Origin of the sequence: Deinococcus sp. QL22 (assembly GCF_023370075.1) — a bacterium.
Lineage (GTDB): Bacteria > Deinococcota > Deinococci > Deinococcales > Deinococcaceae > Deinococcus.
Map to the genome: position 1 here is coordinate 1,489,613 of NZ_CP097149.1, position 15,388 is coordinate 1,505,000.

Consider the following 15,388-nt stretch of genomic DNA (forward strand, 5'->3'; position numbering starts at 1 on the left):
GTTCAGCGGGTACAGTAGGCGGCATGAAAGATATCGTGCAAACGCCCGCCGCCCCCGCCGCCATCGGCCCTTACAGCCAGGCCGTCACCTTTGGCAATCTGGTGGTCACCAGCGGCCAAATCCCCCTCAAGCCCGACGGCAGCCTGGTGGAAGGCGGCATCACCGAGCAGACCGAACAGGTAATCGCCAACCTGAAAGCACTCTTGGCCGCCGCCGGAACTGATCTGGAGCGTGTGGTCAAAACTACCGTGTTTCTGGCCGATATGAACGAGTTCGGGGCCATGAACGCTGTGTACGAGGCGCATTTTTCGGCCCCCTACCCCGCCCGCAGCACGGTACAGGTGGCCCGCCTGCCCCGCGACGTGCGCGTAGAGATCGAGGTGCTGGCCGAACGACACTGAGAGCGGATCGTGGCGCGTGGGAAGGGCTTGGTGAATGCACAATCTAAGTTCTCTACAGGTGTGAGAGCGTTTAGAACGGTGGGCTCAGGGCGGCTCCTCGGTTGTGGGAAGGGCTGAGCGTTGGCATCAGATTGCAGCGCTTTTTCCCACTTTATACAGCCCACAACCCACCGCCTGTTTCCCCAATGTGCATCACCTCTCGACGCCCGCCCCCTGCGCGTGGCATTGTGCAAGGCGTGGTTGTCCTTCCCATCCGATTCGAGCGGAGTCCCCGGCTTCACGCCATGCTCAGCGAGCAGCCTTACCCGGTGGGCACGCGGGTCGTGGTGCAGGGCAAACGCGGCCCCGAAGTCGCCAAAGTGCGTGGCGAGGCCACTGCGCCCGAACCGCAGGCCCGTTATGGCGCGGTGCTGCGGGCGGCGACCCCCGAAGACGTGGCCCGCTGGGAAGACCTTCACCGTCAGGGTGAAGACCTGAAATGGCTGCTGCGTGCCCGCGCCCGTGAGCGCCGCTTGCCCGTGAAATTGGTGGCCGTAGAATTTACGCTCGACGAAAGCTTGGTTACGGTCAGCTACAGCGCCGAAGACCGCATAGAACTCAGCAGCCTGATCGGAGAACTGCGGAACCACACCCGCGCCCGCGTCAACTTTGCCGCCATCGGGCCGCGTGAGCAGGCGCAGATGATCGGCACGCTGGGTGCGTGTGGCCGCGAAAACTGTTCCAGCACGCACCTGCAAGACTTCGCACCCGTCAGTATCCGCATGGCCCGCGATCAGCAGCTGCCCCTGAATCCCGAAAAACTGAGCGGCCCCTGTGGACGCCTGCTGTGCTGCCTGCAATTCGAGCACACGCAATACGTAGACCTGCTCAAAGATTTGCCCCGCAAGAACGCCAAAGTGTGCCATGAGGGCAGCGGTGCCTGCGGCAAGGTGACCAAGCTCCACCCACTGGCAGGCACGGTAGACGTGCATACCGATCAGGGCATGTTGTTGGGCATTCCCGCCAGCGAACTGAAACGCATGCCCGACGCGCCAGCGCCCAAGCCCAAGCGAGACCAGCCGGAAGCGTAATAGGGGAGTGGGTTTAGGAAGCGCCTTTCTTGGCCCTTAGACGCCTTCTCCGTGTACCGCCAGCATTTTTGGCACAGGCGCGGACAACTCTAACCACACCCTACCCACCGGATGTGCGAAGGCCAGCCGTGCCGAATGCAGCCAGTACCCCAGGTCTCCCGGCAGTCCGGGTAGGTGGGACAGAGGCAATCCGTCCGGCCCATACAGCGGATCGCCCACCAGCGGCATTCCGACGCTGGCGAGGTGAATGCGAATCTGGTGTGGGCGGCCCGTGTAAATATCTATCTCGAATAACGTTGAATCTGCTCGGCGCTCCAGTACCCGCGCCACACTGAGCGACGGTTTTCCCTCTGGGCTGGCGGCATACACGCTGCCCAACAGGGGATGCGGTACCGGGCCAATCGGCGTGCTGATGCGGTAGCTGTCCTGTTCGCTGTGGCCGGAAGCCAGCGCCCGGTAGGTCTTCTGAACCTCATGGTCGCGCCAGCCACGCAGCACGCCCGATGCCGCCGCCCGTGTGCGCGAACACAGCACCAGCCCGGATGTCCCGCGCCCCAAGCGGTGCAGCGGCGTGGCTTCTGGAAACTGCTTCCGCACCTGCATCAGCAGTGTGTGTTCCAAAAATCCGCCCCCCGGTAAGGTGGGCAGCCCCGATGGTTTAGACACGGCCAGCAGCGACTCATCCCCGTACAGCACGTCAAAGTGGAGTGGCGCGGGTTCCTCCTGCCACGGTGGGCGCTGCCAGATCAGCGTTTGCCCCTGCCGCAGCCGTTCTGCTCCGTGGGCGGTCTGCCCGTTCAGCGTCACCTCGCCCGCTGCCAGCCGCGCCGTCCAGGTTTCAGCGTCCGAATGGCGGTAGCGCTTCGTCAGGTACGTCAGTACCGTTTGGCCCTGACCCGCCACGCCGATGCTGTCCCGGTAGGCATAGCCGTTGTTGAGGATGCTGGGGGCGAAGGTGGGCAGGGGCACAGGCTTAGGGTAAAGCAGGCCGCCGCTTGCTAGACTGCGCGACTGATGTTCGGTTCCTTTTCTCAACACGGCACTCCGCCCCGCAGCCAGCCGCAGCCGGGGCATGTCTACGACGTGGCCGTGATCGGCGCGGGCTTGGCGGGCACTGAACTGGCGTGGCGCTTGGCGCGGGCGGGTCAGGATGTGCTGCTTGTATCTCAGGCGCTCGACCACTTGGGGAACCTGTACGCGCCCACCATTGCTGGGGCCGACTTTCCGCTTGGTAGCGTGTTTGGAGAGGTCGCCGCCCGAATCGCGCCTGAGCAGGACGGCTGGGCTTTCCACCGCCACTTGAAGGCCAAAATTGAAGGTACAGCGGGCATTCACCTGCTGCAAAGCACCGTGACTGCGCTGGATGAAGAAGAATCGGAGGTGGTCATCTCCACCTGGGAAGGCCCGCAATTGCACGCCCGCGACGTGGTGCTGGCGGTGGGCGCGTTCCTGAAAGCCCGCCTGCTTATTGGTGACACGATGGAAGAAGCGGGGCGGCTGTCGGAAGTGGCCTACGACTTTTTGGCTGACGATCTGGCCCGCGCTGGCATCTTCCTGATAGGCAGCGAGGCCACTGCTGCTGCCGTAGACGGTGCGCCTCCCTATGACGTGCGCTTTTTTACGCCTGCACCAACTGAACTGGACGGCTTCCGCATTCGCCGCCTGGACCGCGTGTGGGCGCTGGGCCGCTGCACTCCGGGCGACCATACCTATGCCTCGGTCTTGCAGGATGCCGCCCGCCTCGCCGCCGAATTCCTGGCCCCGGCAGCGTCGGATGCCGGCGAGGTCAGCAAATGATCTTTCAACTCTCGGACTTCCTGTTTCCCGAAACACCCGCCCGCCTGTTTCCCGATACCGCTGAGCGGCCCTGGGTGCTGGAAATCGGTTACGGCGATGGGCGATTCTGGCCGCCGTTCACTCAGACCTTCCCAGAAGCTCCAAATTATCTGGGCGTGGAATTGTCAGGCGTTTCGCTCCTCAAGGCCGAGCGGCGCTTGCATGCAGCCGGCCTGACCAACGCCATGCTGACCAAATTGCCAGCTGGGGTGGTGATGCGCGAAGTCATTCCGGCAGACTCGCTGGACGCCATCATCGTCAATTTTCCCGATCCGTGGCCCAAAGCTGGACATACCGAGCAGCGACTCTTGCGCGTGCCTTTTTTCCAGTTGGCTGCCAACCGCCTGAAACCGGGCGGCGCGGTTCTGCTGACCACCGACCACGACGAGTATTTTGAGTTTGCCTGTACCGAGGCAGAAGCTAGCGGCGTGATGCGCGTGGAGTTGGCCGAGCCGCCCGCCGCCGCCTTGGAAACCAAGTACGCGCTGAAATGGCGGGATCTGGGGCTGGGCGTACATCACGCCCGTTTCGTTCCCACCGCGCACCCCGACGCTGCGCCTGCCACCGCCGCCCCCTATCCAAAGGAAGAATCTGCTGTGCCACACGCCATCCTGCGCCTGCCCGACGCCCTGCATCCCCAAGCCATCACCCAAACCCACTTCGACAAATACACCGCACGCGGGGGCCAGCACGCTGCCGATCCGGTGGGCTGGACCGTGGTGCTGCTGGACGCCTACCGCAGCCTCGCCAAAGACGGTTTGGTGTTTTTGGCGCATGTCGTAGAGGGCGAACTGACGCAGGAAGTGTTGGTGAACGTGAACCCGCGCTCAGACGGACAATTCCTGGTGCGGCTTGCCCGATTCGGTGGCCCGATCATTACGCCGGGCGTGAAGGCGGCAGTGGCGACAGTAACAGCGTGGCTGGAAGAACGCGGCGCGGAGACGACGAACCGGGGGTACTGAGAGTCTGTGGTGTGGAAGGGCGTTCTAAGGGTCGAGGCTCTAAGGGACTAAGAAACCCAGCTTACCGCCGTTGCCCCAGCTCCTTGAGTGACCTGAACAGCTGTGAGGTTGAGGGAACCACCAGTAACCGCTCCCGCCCCAACACCTTAGAGCCTCGACCTTTAACCTTTAGACCAGTAGCCGCCTAGACTACGCCCCGCCTCTTAGCGAACCCGCGTCTGATCCGGCACCAGCAGCGTTTTCAGCGCGGGATTGGCTCCCCAAATGCCCATCACTTGGCCCTTGATGGCCGAATTGTTCACAGCGTCGTACAGCACGGGCGACAGGCTGCTGGACGGATAGATTCCGGTGATGCGTTCTGGCTCGACCCGCATTTCTATGGGGAAGCCGAGAGCCAGCGTCGTGATGAGCACGCTGCCCAGTGCAAAGCCTCCTACCGCTCCTGCGGCCAACTGCCACGGACGCTCTAGCGGGTTGGGAATCAGTCGTTGTGTGACGTAGGCCACGCCCCCACTCAACACCAGGGCAATGACTGTCGCAGCCACCGCGCCCGTGCCCAAAAAGTTAGCCAGAAAGCAGGCCGCGATGCCGCCCAGTCCCCACGCTACGCCTGCCAAACCCCGCCGGGCACCCAGCGCCGTGACCACAGCCAACAGCGTGACCAGCAGAGCATCAAACCAAGTCATAGGGGTCAGTGTAAAGGCAGGTGCTTACAGATTCCTATCGCCGTGCATAGATTTAGTGTGGGCAGGCAGAACGCAGATGACTCTTGACCTATCCGTCATCTTGGCGGCCTCGGCCACTACTCTGCCACTTCGCTTCCGTTTTTGCCCGCCTCCTGCGCCGTACACTGACCACATGATCCGGGTACTGCTCGTCGATGACCATGCGCTGTTCCGTCAGGGACTCCGTAGCCTGCTGGAATCCGAGGGAATGCGTGTCATTGGCGAGGCGGCCAATGGGCGCGAGGCCATTCGCTACGCCGCCGACACGCACCCAGACGTGATCCTGATGGATATTCAGATGCCGGAACTCGACGGCGTGAAGGCCACCCAGAGCATTCTGGAAATCGACCCCAATTCCAAAGTCATCATGATCACCATGTACCGCCAAGACCGCTACGTGTTCGAGGCCGTGAAGGCTGGAGCACGCGGTTACATTCTGAAGGACGCCGACGCCAACACCTTGATCGACGCGATTCGCCGGGTGGCAGGCGGGGAAGCCCTCCTGGATGCAGACATGGCCCAGAACGTGCTGGACGACTTCCGCGACAAGCGCGAGGAACTGCCCAGCGAGAAGCACGCCGACCTGAATGAGCGCGAAACCATGATTCTGAAACTGCTGGCACAGGGCTTTTCCAATCAGGACATTGCCCTGCGCCTCGACATCAGCGAGAAGACCGTTCGCAACCGCCTCTCCGAGATTTTTACCAAGTTGCAACTGAACAACCGCACGCAGGCCGCTCTGTACGCCATCCGCGAGGGTATCGCCAACCTTGACTGAGCGCAGCTGTGCTCTTGAAGAACGCTGTGGCTAAATCCAAGACTTCTGGCCCCCTTAAGCCCGCCCCATCTGCCCGCTCCGTGTTGTTCCGGGCCGGATGTGGGCGGGAGTGGTCTGTGGCCTCCGCCGACCCTGATCTGGCCTACACCGATCAGGCGTTTCCTGAATGCCCGACCTGCCCGCACCGCGTAGAGCCGGACGGCGGGCCACCGTTTTGCACCCTGCGTCCGGTGGGCACGGCGCACCCGTTTGCAGCGTTGGCGGGCTTCGACTTGTCCGATTTGCCTGACTGACAGAGGAAATCTCGCAAATCTGACCTTCCCCTCTCCATCTGTGGAACTCGTAGAGCTACGCAGTAGAGAGGGGCACTGCATAGCAGCGGGGTGGCTGGTACAGCTCCGCAGCAGAGGGTGTGTGCAAGAGACGAACCAGCCTTATCCTGCCCCCATGAGTTTCGACTTTTTGGGCCAACTGCATGGGCGTGGTTTCGCGGGCGTGGTGGGCGTACGGGTGTGCGATGGGGCGGGCCAAGAACTGTTTTCTCTGAATGCAGGTCGCGTATTCCCGGCGGCCAGTACCATCAAAATTCCGCTGCTGATCATGGCGTTGCAGGCCGCCCAGCGTGGCGAGTGGGAGTTGGCTGAGCGCGTGACCATGCAGGCTGCCGACCGTGTACCGGGTGCAGGCATCTTGCAGGAATTGAGCGCGGGCCTCAGCCTTACCTGGCAAGACATTCTGACGCTGATGATCGTGGTCAGCGACAATACGGCCACCAACTTGGTCATAGAGCGGCTGGGCGTGGACGCTGTGAATGCTTGGTTATATGCGGCTGGGTTTCCCTCCACCCGCTTGGTGGGTAAGCTGCAACTGCCACCCGACCAGCGCAACGAGGCCCAACGCCGGGGCGAGCTCAACCGCACGACCGCCCAAGACCAAACCGAACTGCTGGGGGGGCTGCTGCGGGGCGAATACCTGGACAGTACGCACACTGACCTTGCCTTCTCTATCCTGTCTCGCCAGCAGTACCGCGACCTGATCGGGCGGCGCGTGCCATGTGGCCCGGATGGAGAACCCCTGTACCGCACCGCCAGCAAAAGTGGGGAACTGGGCGGCGTTCGTCATGATGTGGGGGTGCTGTGGACGCCGCGCCCACTGGTGGTGGCCCTGCTCTCCGAGGGTGGCCTGGATCCCCGCGAGCATCCCGAAAACCGCGACGTGACCCTCTTGGCCGATGTGCTGTGGCCCCTGCTGGCGGCGCTGGGCGAGACAGTCTGAACTCTGATCCCTGCCCGCTCCGACTGACATGAACACTGTGAAAAGAGGGGACATTTAACCGCCCGGTAAGGCGCACTATAAGCGTGCCGAAGTCTCGTTCCTGCGCTCTGAAACGCCGTTGGGAACGCCATCGGTGCGTGCTATGCTGACGCTGATCAGGCTGCTAGACGGGAACCCCAGACACCGGAAAACCAATCCCGGAACATGCAGGGAACCCATAGGCCATTTCACGCGCGAGGGAGAGGGAACGTGGAGAGAAACGACGCTGTCATGCCCTGGGTCGCCATCGTGTGCGCGGCCATCATGTGGATCATTCTGCTGTTTTTGTTCAACAAGGAAACAGCCCCAGAGCCTGTGGTCGTCGACCCGGCTGTGACCGCCAGCATCAGTCAGGAATGGCCAACGCTGGGCAAGCAAATCTATGAGCAAGGCGTGGCCGCTTCCGGCGCGACCGCCTGTGCCGGTTGCCACGGCCTTCAGGGTCAGGGCGGCGCAGGCCCCAAACTGGCCGGAGACGAGAAGATTCTGAAAGACCCGGTGTACGTGCACACCATCCTCAATAACGGCAAAGGGGCCATGCCCTCTTACGCCAGCCTCAAGGAAAACGAGATTTACGCCGTCGCCAACTACGTGCTGAACTCGTGGGGCAACAAGATCGAAGAGCCGCTGACGCCAGCCCTGGTGGCCGAAGGGCAAACCAAGATCGATCCTGCCGTCCTCAAGAACCGCAGCCGCTTTGTGCCCGAAGACATCAAGTTGCCGGAAATCTTCCTTGCTACCTTCATCATGGTGCTGCTCACCTACGGACTGATTGGTTTGTACAGTGTTTGGGCCGAAGGCTTAGAACTTCATCCCGGTATCCATAAAGTCCGGGCGACGCCTCTGGCGATGCTCAGCATGATCGTGACCCTGATCTTGTCATTGGTGTTTAGTGTGCTGTTTATACGGCAGATGAGTGCCGATTACACTGCCTGGCAAAACCAAGAGATGCCGAACGTGGCTATGGAAGGGTTTTACGCCGCCATGATCCTGTTTACTATTGCTATCGCTATAGGCCTCTACAAAAAGTACTTCATGGACGGCGAAGTATTGGTAGAAGACACCAGCGGCGAGTTTCCCTGGTAATACGGCCCTACTTAACATTCGCCACAATTATCTGATCGGCTGTCAGGAGGTTTAAAAGATGACCCGTTATAAACGTAAAGATCCCGAAATTACGCGCCGCAAGTTCATCAATGCGGCTATGGGCGGCACTGTGGCTGTGGGCGGCATCAGCCTCCTCAGTACGCTGGGTACGGCCAACCCCGTGTTCCGCCTCACCCGCGACAAGATGCCGCCGCTCAAGGGCGATATTCTGGTACACGCCGAAGAGAGCAAGGAAGGTCAGATCATCAAGGTCAGCGAACTGAGCGACCAGTTGGTGCGTGCTTGGCCGATGGGCAAGGGCGAAGACGGCTCGAACGTGATTCGCAAGGGCGACCCGAACAACATTCTGGCGCTGTACCGTTTTCCCAAAGGTCAATTGAAGGCTCCTACCAATCTGGATGCCACTGTGGACGGCGAAATCGTGGTCTATAGCGATGTGTGTACGCACGCAGGTTGCTCGGTGTCCGACAGCGATCAGGGCGACGGCATGAAGTGCCCCTGCCATTCCGGTGAGTACGATCCCAAACGCGGAGCCATCGTCACTGGTGGGCCGCCCCCACGGGCTTTGGCTCAGTTGCCTGTTCAGCTTGACGGCGAACAACTCGTGGTAGGAGATTTCTTCCTCGCTATGCCGTACCCGTACATCGCCGAATCGGAGTGGGAAGCCTTTAAGAAGGAAGTGGAGGAGCAACTCGCATGAACCAAGTGAACCAGTGGCTTGATGAGCGTCTGCACATTTCCCGCCTGAACGATAAGTTCTTGCGGAAGGCCTTCCCCGTTCACCACTCTTTCTTCCTGGGTGAAATTACGCTGTTCAGCCTGATCATCCTGATTCTTACAGGGATTTTGCTGGCACTGGCCTACGAACCCAGCAACAGTCTCGTGACCAACTCGTTCGATCCGGGCACAGCAGACAAGCCCAACCTGATCCCCGCCGCCTATCACTCGGCCCTCAAGATCAACGCCATGCCTTTTGGCGACATGTTGCGCCGAATTCACCACTGGACGGCCAACATCATGGTCGCCGCCGCTGTCATCCACATGATGCGGATCTACTTCACGGGCGCATTCAAAAAGCCCCGCGAAATCAACTGGTGGATCGGCATGTTGCTGCTGATCTTCACGGCCCTGACCGCCGTCACTGGTTACGTGTTGCCCTACGACAACTACGCTTACCAGACCCTCAAAGTGATCTACGGTATCGCCGCCTCTATCCCCTGGGTGGGCGAATGGGTCGCGCAGGCTGCCTTCGCAGGTAAGTTCCCTGGCGCAGGCGTTATCCCCCGCGTCTACGGGTACCACATCATGTTGCTGCCCGGGATTCTACTGGCCCTGACTGGCGCACACATGCTGCTGATGATCAAGCAGAAGCACACGCAGCCGCAGTACGCCAAGCGCATTGCCTACAAGAAGATCGTGGGAGTGCCGCTCAGCACCCAACAGACGCCCATCATGTTGCTGCTGGCGATCATGTTCGCTGCCATCATCGTCCTGTTCAGCGCCTTTATTCCAGTTCATCCCGTCGAATATTTCGGGCCCCCCAGCACCACGCCGATCAACAACATCAAGCCCGACTGGTACTTGCTGTGGGTCTTCGGCGCACTGGCGATCATTCCCAGCTTTGAGATCCACCTTTTTGGTGGGCTGATCGGAGCCGAGTTTGTGGGCGCGATTCTTCTTCCCACCGTTTTCTTGCTGGCGATGTTTGCGGTGCCCATGCTTGACCGCAGCAAAGACAACATGTACTACGCTGAAAACCCTACCAACCATCCAGTGAGGCTGGCGGCGGGCGTGGCGTTCATGGCGTCTCTGATTGTGATGTCGGTGGCAGGCTACAAGCCAGAGTTGATCAGCAGCGGCATCCTGAATACGGCTAACGCCAACACGGTTCTCTGGATTGCACTGTTCCTGATTCCTGCCCTGTGTTACTTCGGTGTCATGGCTATCGTGCGCGGTATCCGCAGCTTGCGCGAAGCCGATCAGCGCGAGCGCGGCGCATTCAGCCCCGCCGACGACTAAAGCCTTCATTCCTGTCTACCCGCTCTGGCCCTGTGCCGGGGCGGTTTTTTTGTGCTTCAGGACTCCTGGCAGGAGGGTCAAAAAAAACCGCCAACCTTGTTAGGCGGGCGGTGAAGAGTTGAGGTTGGTGTGACTCAGGCCTGAACGGTATTGGGGCGCAAGACGCTGATGTTGCTGTTTTCCTGGCGTGCGCCAGCAGCGTAACCGACCTGTGCGCCGAACTGCCACGCCAGCTTGATCATAAAGGTGATGGCGGCCTCGTCGCCCGTTTGAATCAGCAAGCGCAGATGCTCAGGCAAGCCGTCGGGCAGAGGCATCGAGCCGAGCTGCTCCCCATATTCTGCTCGGAGCTGCTCGAACCACTCGGCGTAAGGGTTCGTCATGCCCAGCATCTTAACATGAGTACGCTCAAGGAATGTATGCGGTCACTGTAAGTAGTACTGGAATTAATGGCCTCTGAAGTGCGGCTTGCCTGGGCTGCAGCCAATGCGTTACTGCTCCGGAAACGCCTAGACCAACCAGGTCTACTTTGCTCGTAGCGCACTTTTCTGTTGCGCGAATGGTGTTACGCTTCACGCATGACGGCCTCCGTGAATCAGGATCAAAACGTGTTGGATCAGGGTGGGAACGGCGCGATGCCCGAGATCACCATCAGCGAATTCGGTGCGCTGCGGGCCACCGGCATTCTGGCAGGCAGCGGCAAAGAGAATGCCGGCGTACGCGTGTTCATCAAGAGCGGCGGATGCAGCGGCTACCAGTACGGTATGGCCATTGATGACCGCGAATTAGAGGGCGACACCATCGTGTATGACCGAGGTATCAAGCTGCTCGTAGACCGCATGAGCATTGCCCTGTTGCGCGGCAGCGAAGTGGACTTTGTAGAGAACATGATGGGCGGCGGCTTTACCGTGAACAACCCCAACGCCACCAGCAGTTGCGGCTGTGGCCACTCCTTCCGCACCGACAGCGCCCAGTCGCCTGCCGGAGAAGGCAGCGGCGGGTGCAGCAGTCACTAAGCTCGGCCAATACGATCTGCCATAACACCACATCTAAAGATTCAGCCTCAGCAGGCGGCCCAGTGCCGTCTGTTTTACTGTTTATTCTCATTCCACACAGTGTTGGGGTTCAGAAAACTTTTAGAGGCGAGAGACTCCAACCCAGCCATCAGTCCTTTGATCTCAATGTAAGAACAAGGATTAAAGTGCGCTGAGACGCAAAGTTCATGAACTTGACATGTCGTAAAGGTGCCTTATACTGACGCTCATCATCCACGCATCAGGCGCATTTCCAAAGCTCCCGGAGGTTCATATGAAGAAGACCTTGGCACTCACTGTATTTCTGATCGGCGCAGCACTCGCTGGCCCCGCCAACAACAGCCTCGTGGTGGGTACTTCTCAGGAGCCGCCCAATATTTACGATCCGTGGAACACCAACAACCTCGCCATTACCAGTGAGATCAACGGCTACATGGGCGCGGCCCTGATCGGCCTCGACGACAACGGCGATCCTTACGCCGACATTGCTACCCGCGTGCCTTCGTTGGGCAACGGCGACTACAAGGTTGTCAAGAATGCGGCGGGCGACGTGGTACGTAACAGCGTGACCTACACCATTCGCAAGGAAGCCAAGTGGAGCGACGGCACCCCGATCAAGATTGCCGACTTCCAGTTCTGGCTGAGATTGGTCAACGATGACCGCGTGCCCGTGCCTGACCGCACCCCCTGGGACCGGGCCAAGATCACCACCGCCGACGCCGATACCTTTACCATCACCTACGAGCCGCCCTACCTGTTTGCCGACCAGACCAGCCCCGGCCTTGCCCCCCAGCACGTTATGGGCGCGTCCTGGACTGCCTTTGACACCAAAACCAAAAACGAAAAAGACGCCAAGGTCACCAACGAGGAGTGGAAGAAGTTCATCTCCAGCTTCACCACCTCGCGCAGCCTGCCCAAAGTGGTCGCTGGCCCCTTCAAGCCCACCGCCTGGCGTAGCGGCAACAGCCTCACGTTGACCCGTAACACCAATTATTGGAACAAGCCCAAGGGCGGCGAAGACAAGTACATTCAGACTGTGGTGTACCGCTTTATCCCCAACACCAACACTCTGAAGGTCAACATCCTGTCGGGCCAACTCGACGCTCTCAGCGCCGTCGGGCCAACGTTCGATCAGGGCGTGGATTTGCAGCGCAACGAGCGCGGCAAGTTCAAGACCTACTTCGTGCCCGGCGCAATCTGGGAGCACATCGACATCAATACGCGGGGCCAGAAAGCCAAGGATCTGGATCTGGACGATGCGCGCATGCGTCAGGCTCTGCTGCTCAGCGTTGACCGTGACGCCCTGACCAAAGCCCTGTTTCAGAGCAAGCAGGCCGTCTCTAACAGCTTCGTGAACCCCATCAGCAAGCTGTACAAAAGAGATGTGCGCGACTACAACGCCAACGTGGCACAGGCCAAGACGCTGTTTACGCAACTCGGCTGGACGGCGGGCAGCGACGGCATTCTGCAAAAAGGTGGCAAGAAACTGAGCCTGAACTTCGGCACCACCGCTGGCAACAGCACCCGCGAGCGCGTTCAGCAGATTTTGCAGGCGCAGTGGAAGGCTGTGGGTGTGCAGGTCAATATCCAGAACTACCCCTCCAGCGTGTTCTTTGGCCCCGACTTCCTGAGCAAGGGCGCAGACGGCAAGTGGGATCTGGCCATGTACGCCTGGACGGGCAACCCCATCTTCGAGGAAGGCAACCTCTTCAAGGGTTCGGGTGTACCCACCGCTGCCAACGGCTACTCCGGCCAGAACAACTCAGGCTGGGTCGACGCCGAATACGACCGCCTGCACAAACTGGCCCAGACGGAATTCAACCTCGCAGAGCGCATCAAGCTCTTTGACCGGATGCAGACCATCTGGAACAGTGAAGTGCCCGCGCTGCCGCTGTACTACCGCGTCAACGTGTACACCAAGGTTCCCAACCTCCTGAACTACACCTTCAGCGCCTACACCCTGTACCCCAGCTGGAACGCATCCAACATCGGTTGGGCCTCGCGCGGCGCAGTCGAGGAATACAAGCAGAAATAAGGCTCTTCGGGGAGTGTGGGTTGGCTGAACTGGACAAGATCAGTGGCGTCCCACATCACCTAGAGCGTCAGGGGGAAAGGCGAAACACCGCTTTTCCCCCGTCTGCTTTTCCTGTCGCCTCCTCCCGTTTCTGTCCCTCACTCCTGATCTCAACGCGAGGCCGAACCTATGGCAACCTACGCATTTCGCCGCCTAATCCAAATGATTCCGCTGCTGCTGGTCATCAGCCTCATCGTGTATTCCCTGACCGCGCTGCAACCCGGCAGTCCCATCGATCAGCTGACTTTTGGCAACAGCAATATTACGCCCGAAGATATTGCCCGCCTGAAGGTGGCGTACGGTCTGGATCAGCCGTGGTATACCCGCTACTTTTTTTGGCTCAAGCAGGCTGTTGCTGGTGATTTTGGTTATTCGCAGGATTTCGGTATTCCCGCCGCGCAATTCGTCTTTCAGCAGCGGATGCCCAATACGCTGTTGCTGACGGTTCCAGCCCTCATTCTGAGTACCTTGATTGCCGTGCCACTCGGTATTTTTACGGCGGTGCGCCAGTACTCCATTCCCGATTATCTCCTGACTTTTTTTAGCTTCGTGGTGTTCAGCGCCCCCGTGTTCTGGGTGGGCGCAATGGCGCTGTATTTCGTGGCGGTGTTTCTACCTACAGCCACAGGCGGCGCGTTGTCGTTACCGCCGGGTGGCCTCGGCAGCCCCGATCTGCCACTGGATGCAGGTTTTTGGGCCACCACCCTCGACAAACTCCATTACCTGATCTTGCCCCTCAGCGTTCTGATGCTGCGTGAAATTGCCGTCACTCTGCGCTTTATGCGGGCCAGCATGTTGGAAGTCTTAAATCAGGATTTTATTCGTACTGCACGTGCGAAAGGGTTGCCCAACCGCATCGTGCTGTTTAAACATGCTCTCCGGAACGCCATCGTGCCCATCATTACGTTGCTGGGCCTCAGCATTCCGGGTTTGTTTGGGGGCGTTGTGATCACCGAAACCGTGTTTTCTTGGCCGGGCATGGGCAAAGCGATTCTGGATGCTTTGGTCAGCAAAGACTTTAACGTAGTGATGGTGTCGCTGATGCTGCTTGCCATGCTGACGGTTGTTTTTCAGCTTGTTGCGGATCTCGTTTATGCGGTGGTCGATCCCCGCATTCGGTACTCGTGAGGTCATTGCCATGAGGTTCCTATGACTGTCGCTCTTGCCAAACCGCCCCGCGCCCGCAGTAATTCCACCTTGCAAATTGCGCTCCGGCGTCTGCTCAAGCACAAGGCTGCCATGGTCAGCCTCGCGATTATCCTGCTGTTGGTGCTGATCGCTATTTTTGCGCCCCTGATCGCACCATACGATCCCAACACGCAGGATCTGGAAGGCATTTATAGGCCGCCTGGCCCCGGCCATCCCCTCGGCCAAGACAGTTTGGGCCGCGATATGTTGTCGCGCATTATTTACGGCAGCCGCATCAGCCTCTTGGTCGGATTCACGGTGGCTCTGTTCAGCGTGGTGCTGGGCACGTTCATGGGCGTGCTGGCCGGATATTTTGGCGGCCGCACCGACAACGTCATCAGCCGCTTTATCGAAATCATGCTGTCTATCCCCGAACTGCCCCTGCAACTGACCCTCAGCGGCCTGTTCGCCGTCAGCGACGTGCCCGCCATCGTCGCTCTGCGCGACAATCCACTGTCGAGCGTGTTCATCATCGTGGGTATCTTTACCTTCTTTGGGTGGATGGGCACGGCCCGGCTGGTGCGCGGCGAAGTGTTGCGCCTCAAAAATCTGGAATATGTAGACGCGGCTCGGGCGCTGGGGGCCAAAAATGGCCGCATCATGCTTCAACATCTGGTGCCCAACCTGATCGCCATCATCATCGTCAACGGCACGCTGGCGGTGGGCGGCGCGATCCTGGGCGAAGCGGCGCTGTCGTTCCTCGGCTTCGGCATTCAGCCGCCTGTATCCACGTGGGGCAACATGCTCAGCAACGCCAACGAAGTCGTGCTGGAGCATCCGTTCGTGGCTTTCTATCCCGGCCTGGCGATTTTGATCACGGTGCTCTCGTTCAACTTTCTGGGTGACGGCCTGCGGGACGCCTTCGATCCCAAGAGCCGTT

At 59.9% G+C, this 15,388-nt stretch carries 17 protein-coding genes (1 of these 17 only partly in view); 14 read left to right on the forward strand and 3 right to left on the reverse strand.

From position 1 onward, the window contains the following. The first annotated feature begins 23 nt into the window (after window positions 1–23). The gene (locus M1R55_RS07210) at window positions 24–401 is read left to right on the forward strand and encodes a RidA family protein (protein ID WP_249393999.1); all 378 of its coding nucleotides are present in this window, start codon (window positions 24–26) and stop codon (window positions 399–401) included. A 284-nt stretch (window positions 402–685) separates the two neighbouring features. Beyond that, the gene (locus M1R55_RS07215) at window positions 686–1,471 is read left to right on the forward strand and encodes a stage 0 sporulation family protein (protein ID WP_249394158.1); all 786 of its coding nucleotides are present in this window, start codon (window positions 686–688) and stop codon (window positions 1,469–1,471) included. A gap of 36 nt (window positions 1,472–1,507) precedes the next feature. On the opposite strand, the gene M1R55_RS07220 is transcribed toward M1R55_RS07215, so the two are convergent. Next, complete coding sequence (locus M1R55_RS07220) at window positions 1,508–2,440, reverse strand: RluA family pseudouridine synthase (protein ID WP_249394000.1); 933 nt, start codon at window positions 2,438–2,440, stop codon at window positions 1,508–1,510. A 45-nt stretch (window positions 2,441–2,485) separates the two neighbouring features. Between M1R55_RS07220 and M1R55_RS07225 the strand changes: the two genes are divergently transcribed. Next, on the forward strand, window positions 2,486–3,268 hold the full coding sequence (locus tag M1R55_RS07225) for an FAD-dependent oxidoreductase (protein ID WP_249394001.1): 783 nt from the start codon (window positions 2,486–2,488) through the stop codon (window positions 3,266–3,268). Then, the gene (locus M1R55_RS07230) at window positions 3,265–4,269 is read left to right on the forward strand and encodes a tRNA (guanosine(46)-N(7))-methyltransferase TrmB (RefSeq protein WP_249394002.1); all 1,005 of its coding nucleotides are present in this window, start codon (window positions 3,265–3,267) and stop codon (window positions 4,267–4,269) included. Before M1R55_RS07225 ends, M1R55_RS07230 begins: the two co-directional genes overlap by 4 nt. Window positions 4,270–4,472: 203 nt before the next feature. Here the strand turns inward: M1R55_RS07230 and M1R55_RS07235 are convergent, their stop codons facing one another. Continuing rightward, window positions 4,473–4,955, reverse strand: a complete 483-nt coding sequence (locus tag M1R55_RS07235; protein ID WP_249394003.1) for a hypothetical protein — start codon at window positions 4,953–4,955, stop codon at window positions 4,473–4,475. Between the two features lie 172 nt (window positions 4,956–5,127). Between M1R55_RS07235 and M1R55_RS07240 the strand changes: the two genes are divergently transcribed. The 6 genes from M1R55_RS07240 (at window position 5,128) to M1R55_RS07265 (ending at window position 10,212) form a co-directional block, all read left to right on the forward strand. Further along, window positions 5,128–5,772 carry a response regulator transcription factor gene (locus M1R55_RS07240; protein ID WP_026298978.1) on the forward strand — a complete coding sequence of 215 codons (645 nt, stop codon included), beginning with the start codon at window positions 5,128–5,130 and terminating at the stop codon, window positions 5,770–5,772. A gap of 26 nt (window positions 5,773–5,798) precedes the next feature. Then, window positions 5,799–6,065, forward strand: coding sequence for a hypothetical protein (locus tag M1R55_RS07245; protein WP_249394004.1), 267 nt, complete (start codon window positions 5,799–5,801; stop codon window positions 6,063–6,065). A 154-nt stretch (window positions 6,066–6,219) separates the two neighbouring features. Continuing rightward, a complete protein-coding gene (locus M1R55_RS07250; RefSeq protein ID WP_249394005.1) occupies window positions 6,220–7,047 on the forward strand; it encodes a serine hydrolase in 828 nt (275 codons plus the stop codon). 270 nt (window positions 7,048–7,317) lie between these two features. Continuing rightward, window positions 7,318–8,172 carry a cytochrome c gene (locus M1R55_RS07255; protein ID WP_249394006.1) on the forward strand — a complete coding sequence of 285 codons (855 nt, stop codon included), beginning with the start codon at window positions 7,318–7,320 and terminating at the stop codon, window positions 8,170–8,172. 58 nt (window positions 8,173–8,230) lie between these two features. Beyond that, a complete protein-coding gene (locus M1R55_RS07260) occupies window positions 8,231–8,893 on the forward strand; it encodes a ubiquinol-cytochrome c reductase iron-sulfur subunit (protein ID WP_249394007.1) in 663 nt (220 codons plus the stop codon). 5 nt (window positions 8,894–8,898) lie between these two features. Beyond that, window positions 8,899–10,212: a cytochrome bc complex cytochrome b subunit gene (locus tag M1R55_RS07265; RefSeq protein WP_249394159.1), complete on the forward strand. Its 1,314-nt coding sequence runs from the start codon at window positions 8,899–8,901 to the stop codon at window positions 10,210–10,212. A gap of 134 nt (window positions 10,213–10,346) precedes the next feature. Here M1R55_RS07265 and M1R55_RS07270 read toward each other — a convergent pair whose 3' ends face one another. Beyond that, a complete protein-coding gene (locus tag M1R55_RS07270) occupies window positions 10,347–10,595 on the reverse strand; it encodes a DdrH (RefSeq protein ID WP_249394008.1) in 249 nt (82 codons plus the stop codon). A gap of 252 nt (window positions 10,596–10,847) precedes the next feature. On the opposite strand from M1R55_RS07270, the gene M1R55_RS07275 reads away from it, so the two are divergent. The 4 genes from M1R55_RS07275 to M1R55_RS07290 form a co-directional block, all read left to right on the forward strand. Next, a complete protein-coding gene (locus M1R55_RS07275) occupies window positions 10,848–11,228 on the forward strand; it encodes an iron-sulfur cluster assembly accessory protein (RefSeq protein WP_249394160.1) in 381 nt (126 codons plus the stop codon). Between the two features lie 292 nt (window positions 11,229–11,520). After that, window positions 11,521–13,281: a peptide ABC transporter substrate-binding protein gene (locus M1R55_RS07280; protein ID WP_249394009.1), complete on the forward strand. Its 1,761-nt coding sequence runs from the start codon at window positions 11,521–11,523 to the stop codon at window positions 13,279–13,281. A 168-nt stretch (window positions 13,282–13,449) separates the two neighbouring features. After that, a complete protein-coding gene (locus M1R55_RS07285; RefSeq protein ID WP_249394010.1) occupies window positions 13,450–14,448 on the forward strand; it encodes an ABC transporter permease in 999 nt (332 codons plus the stop codon). Between the two features lie 21 nt (window positions 14,449–14,469). After that, window positions 14,470–15,388, forward strand: partial view of an ABC transporter permease gene (locus M1R55_RS07290; protein ID WP_249394011.1) — the 5' portion only. The gene runs 5 nt beyond the window's last position; the window shows 919 of its 924 coding nt (coding positions 1–919); its start codon is at window positions 14,470–14,472; its stop codon lies off the right edge, out of view.

Coding starts and splice junctions, on each gene's coding strand:
- M1R55_RS07285 (WP_249394010.1), top strand. CDS start 13,450: ATGGCAACCTACGCATTTCGCCGCCTAATCCAAATGATTCCGCTGCTG.
- M1R55_RS07235 (WP_249394003.1), bottom strand. CDS start 4,955: ATGACTTGGTTTGATGCTCTGCTGGTCACGCTGTTGGCTGTGGTCACG.
- M1R55_RS07225 (WP_249394001.1), top strand. CDS start 2,486: ATGTTCGGTTCCTTTTCTCAACACGGCACTCCGCCCCGCAGCCAGCCG.
- M1R55_RS07210 (WP_249393999.1), top strand. CDS start 24: ATGAAAGATATCGTGCAAACGCCCGCCGCCCCCGCCGCCATCGGCCCT.
- M1R55_RS07215 (WP_249394158.1), top strand. CDS start 686: ATGCTCAGCGAGCAGCCTTACCCGGTGGGCACGCGGGTCGTGGTGCAG.
- M1R55_RS07230 (WP_249394002.1), top strand. CDS start 3,265: ATGATCTTTCAACTCTCGGACTTCCTGTTTCCCGAAACACCCGCCCGC.
- M1R55_RS07255 (WP_249394006.1), top strand. CDS start 7,318: ATGCCCTGGGTCGCCATCGTGTGCGCGGCCATCATGTGGATCATTCTG.
- M1R55_RS07275 (WP_249394160.1), top strand. CDS start 10,848: ATGCCCGAGATCACCATCAGCGAATTCGGTGCGCTGCGGGCCACCGGC.
- M1R55_RS07240 (WP_026298978.1), top strand. CDS start 5,128: ATGATCCGGGTACTGCTCGTCGATGACCATGCGCTGTTCCGTCAGGGA.
- M1R55_RS07270 (WP_249394008.1), bottom strand. CDS start 10,595: ATGACGAACCCTTACGCCGAGTGGTTCGAGCAGCTCCGAGCAGAATAT.
- M1R55_RS07280 (WP_249394009.1), top strand. CDS start 11,521: ATGAAGAAGACCTTGGCACTCACTGTATTTCTGATCGGCGCAGCACTC.
- M1R55_RS07260 (WP_249394007.1), top strand. CDS start 8,231: ATGACCCGTTATAAACGTAAAGATCCCGAAATTACGCGCCGCAAGTTC.
- M1R55_RS07250 (WP_249394005.1), top strand. CDS start 6,220: ATGAGTTTCGACTTTTTGGGCCAACTGCATGGGCGTGGTTTCGCGGGC.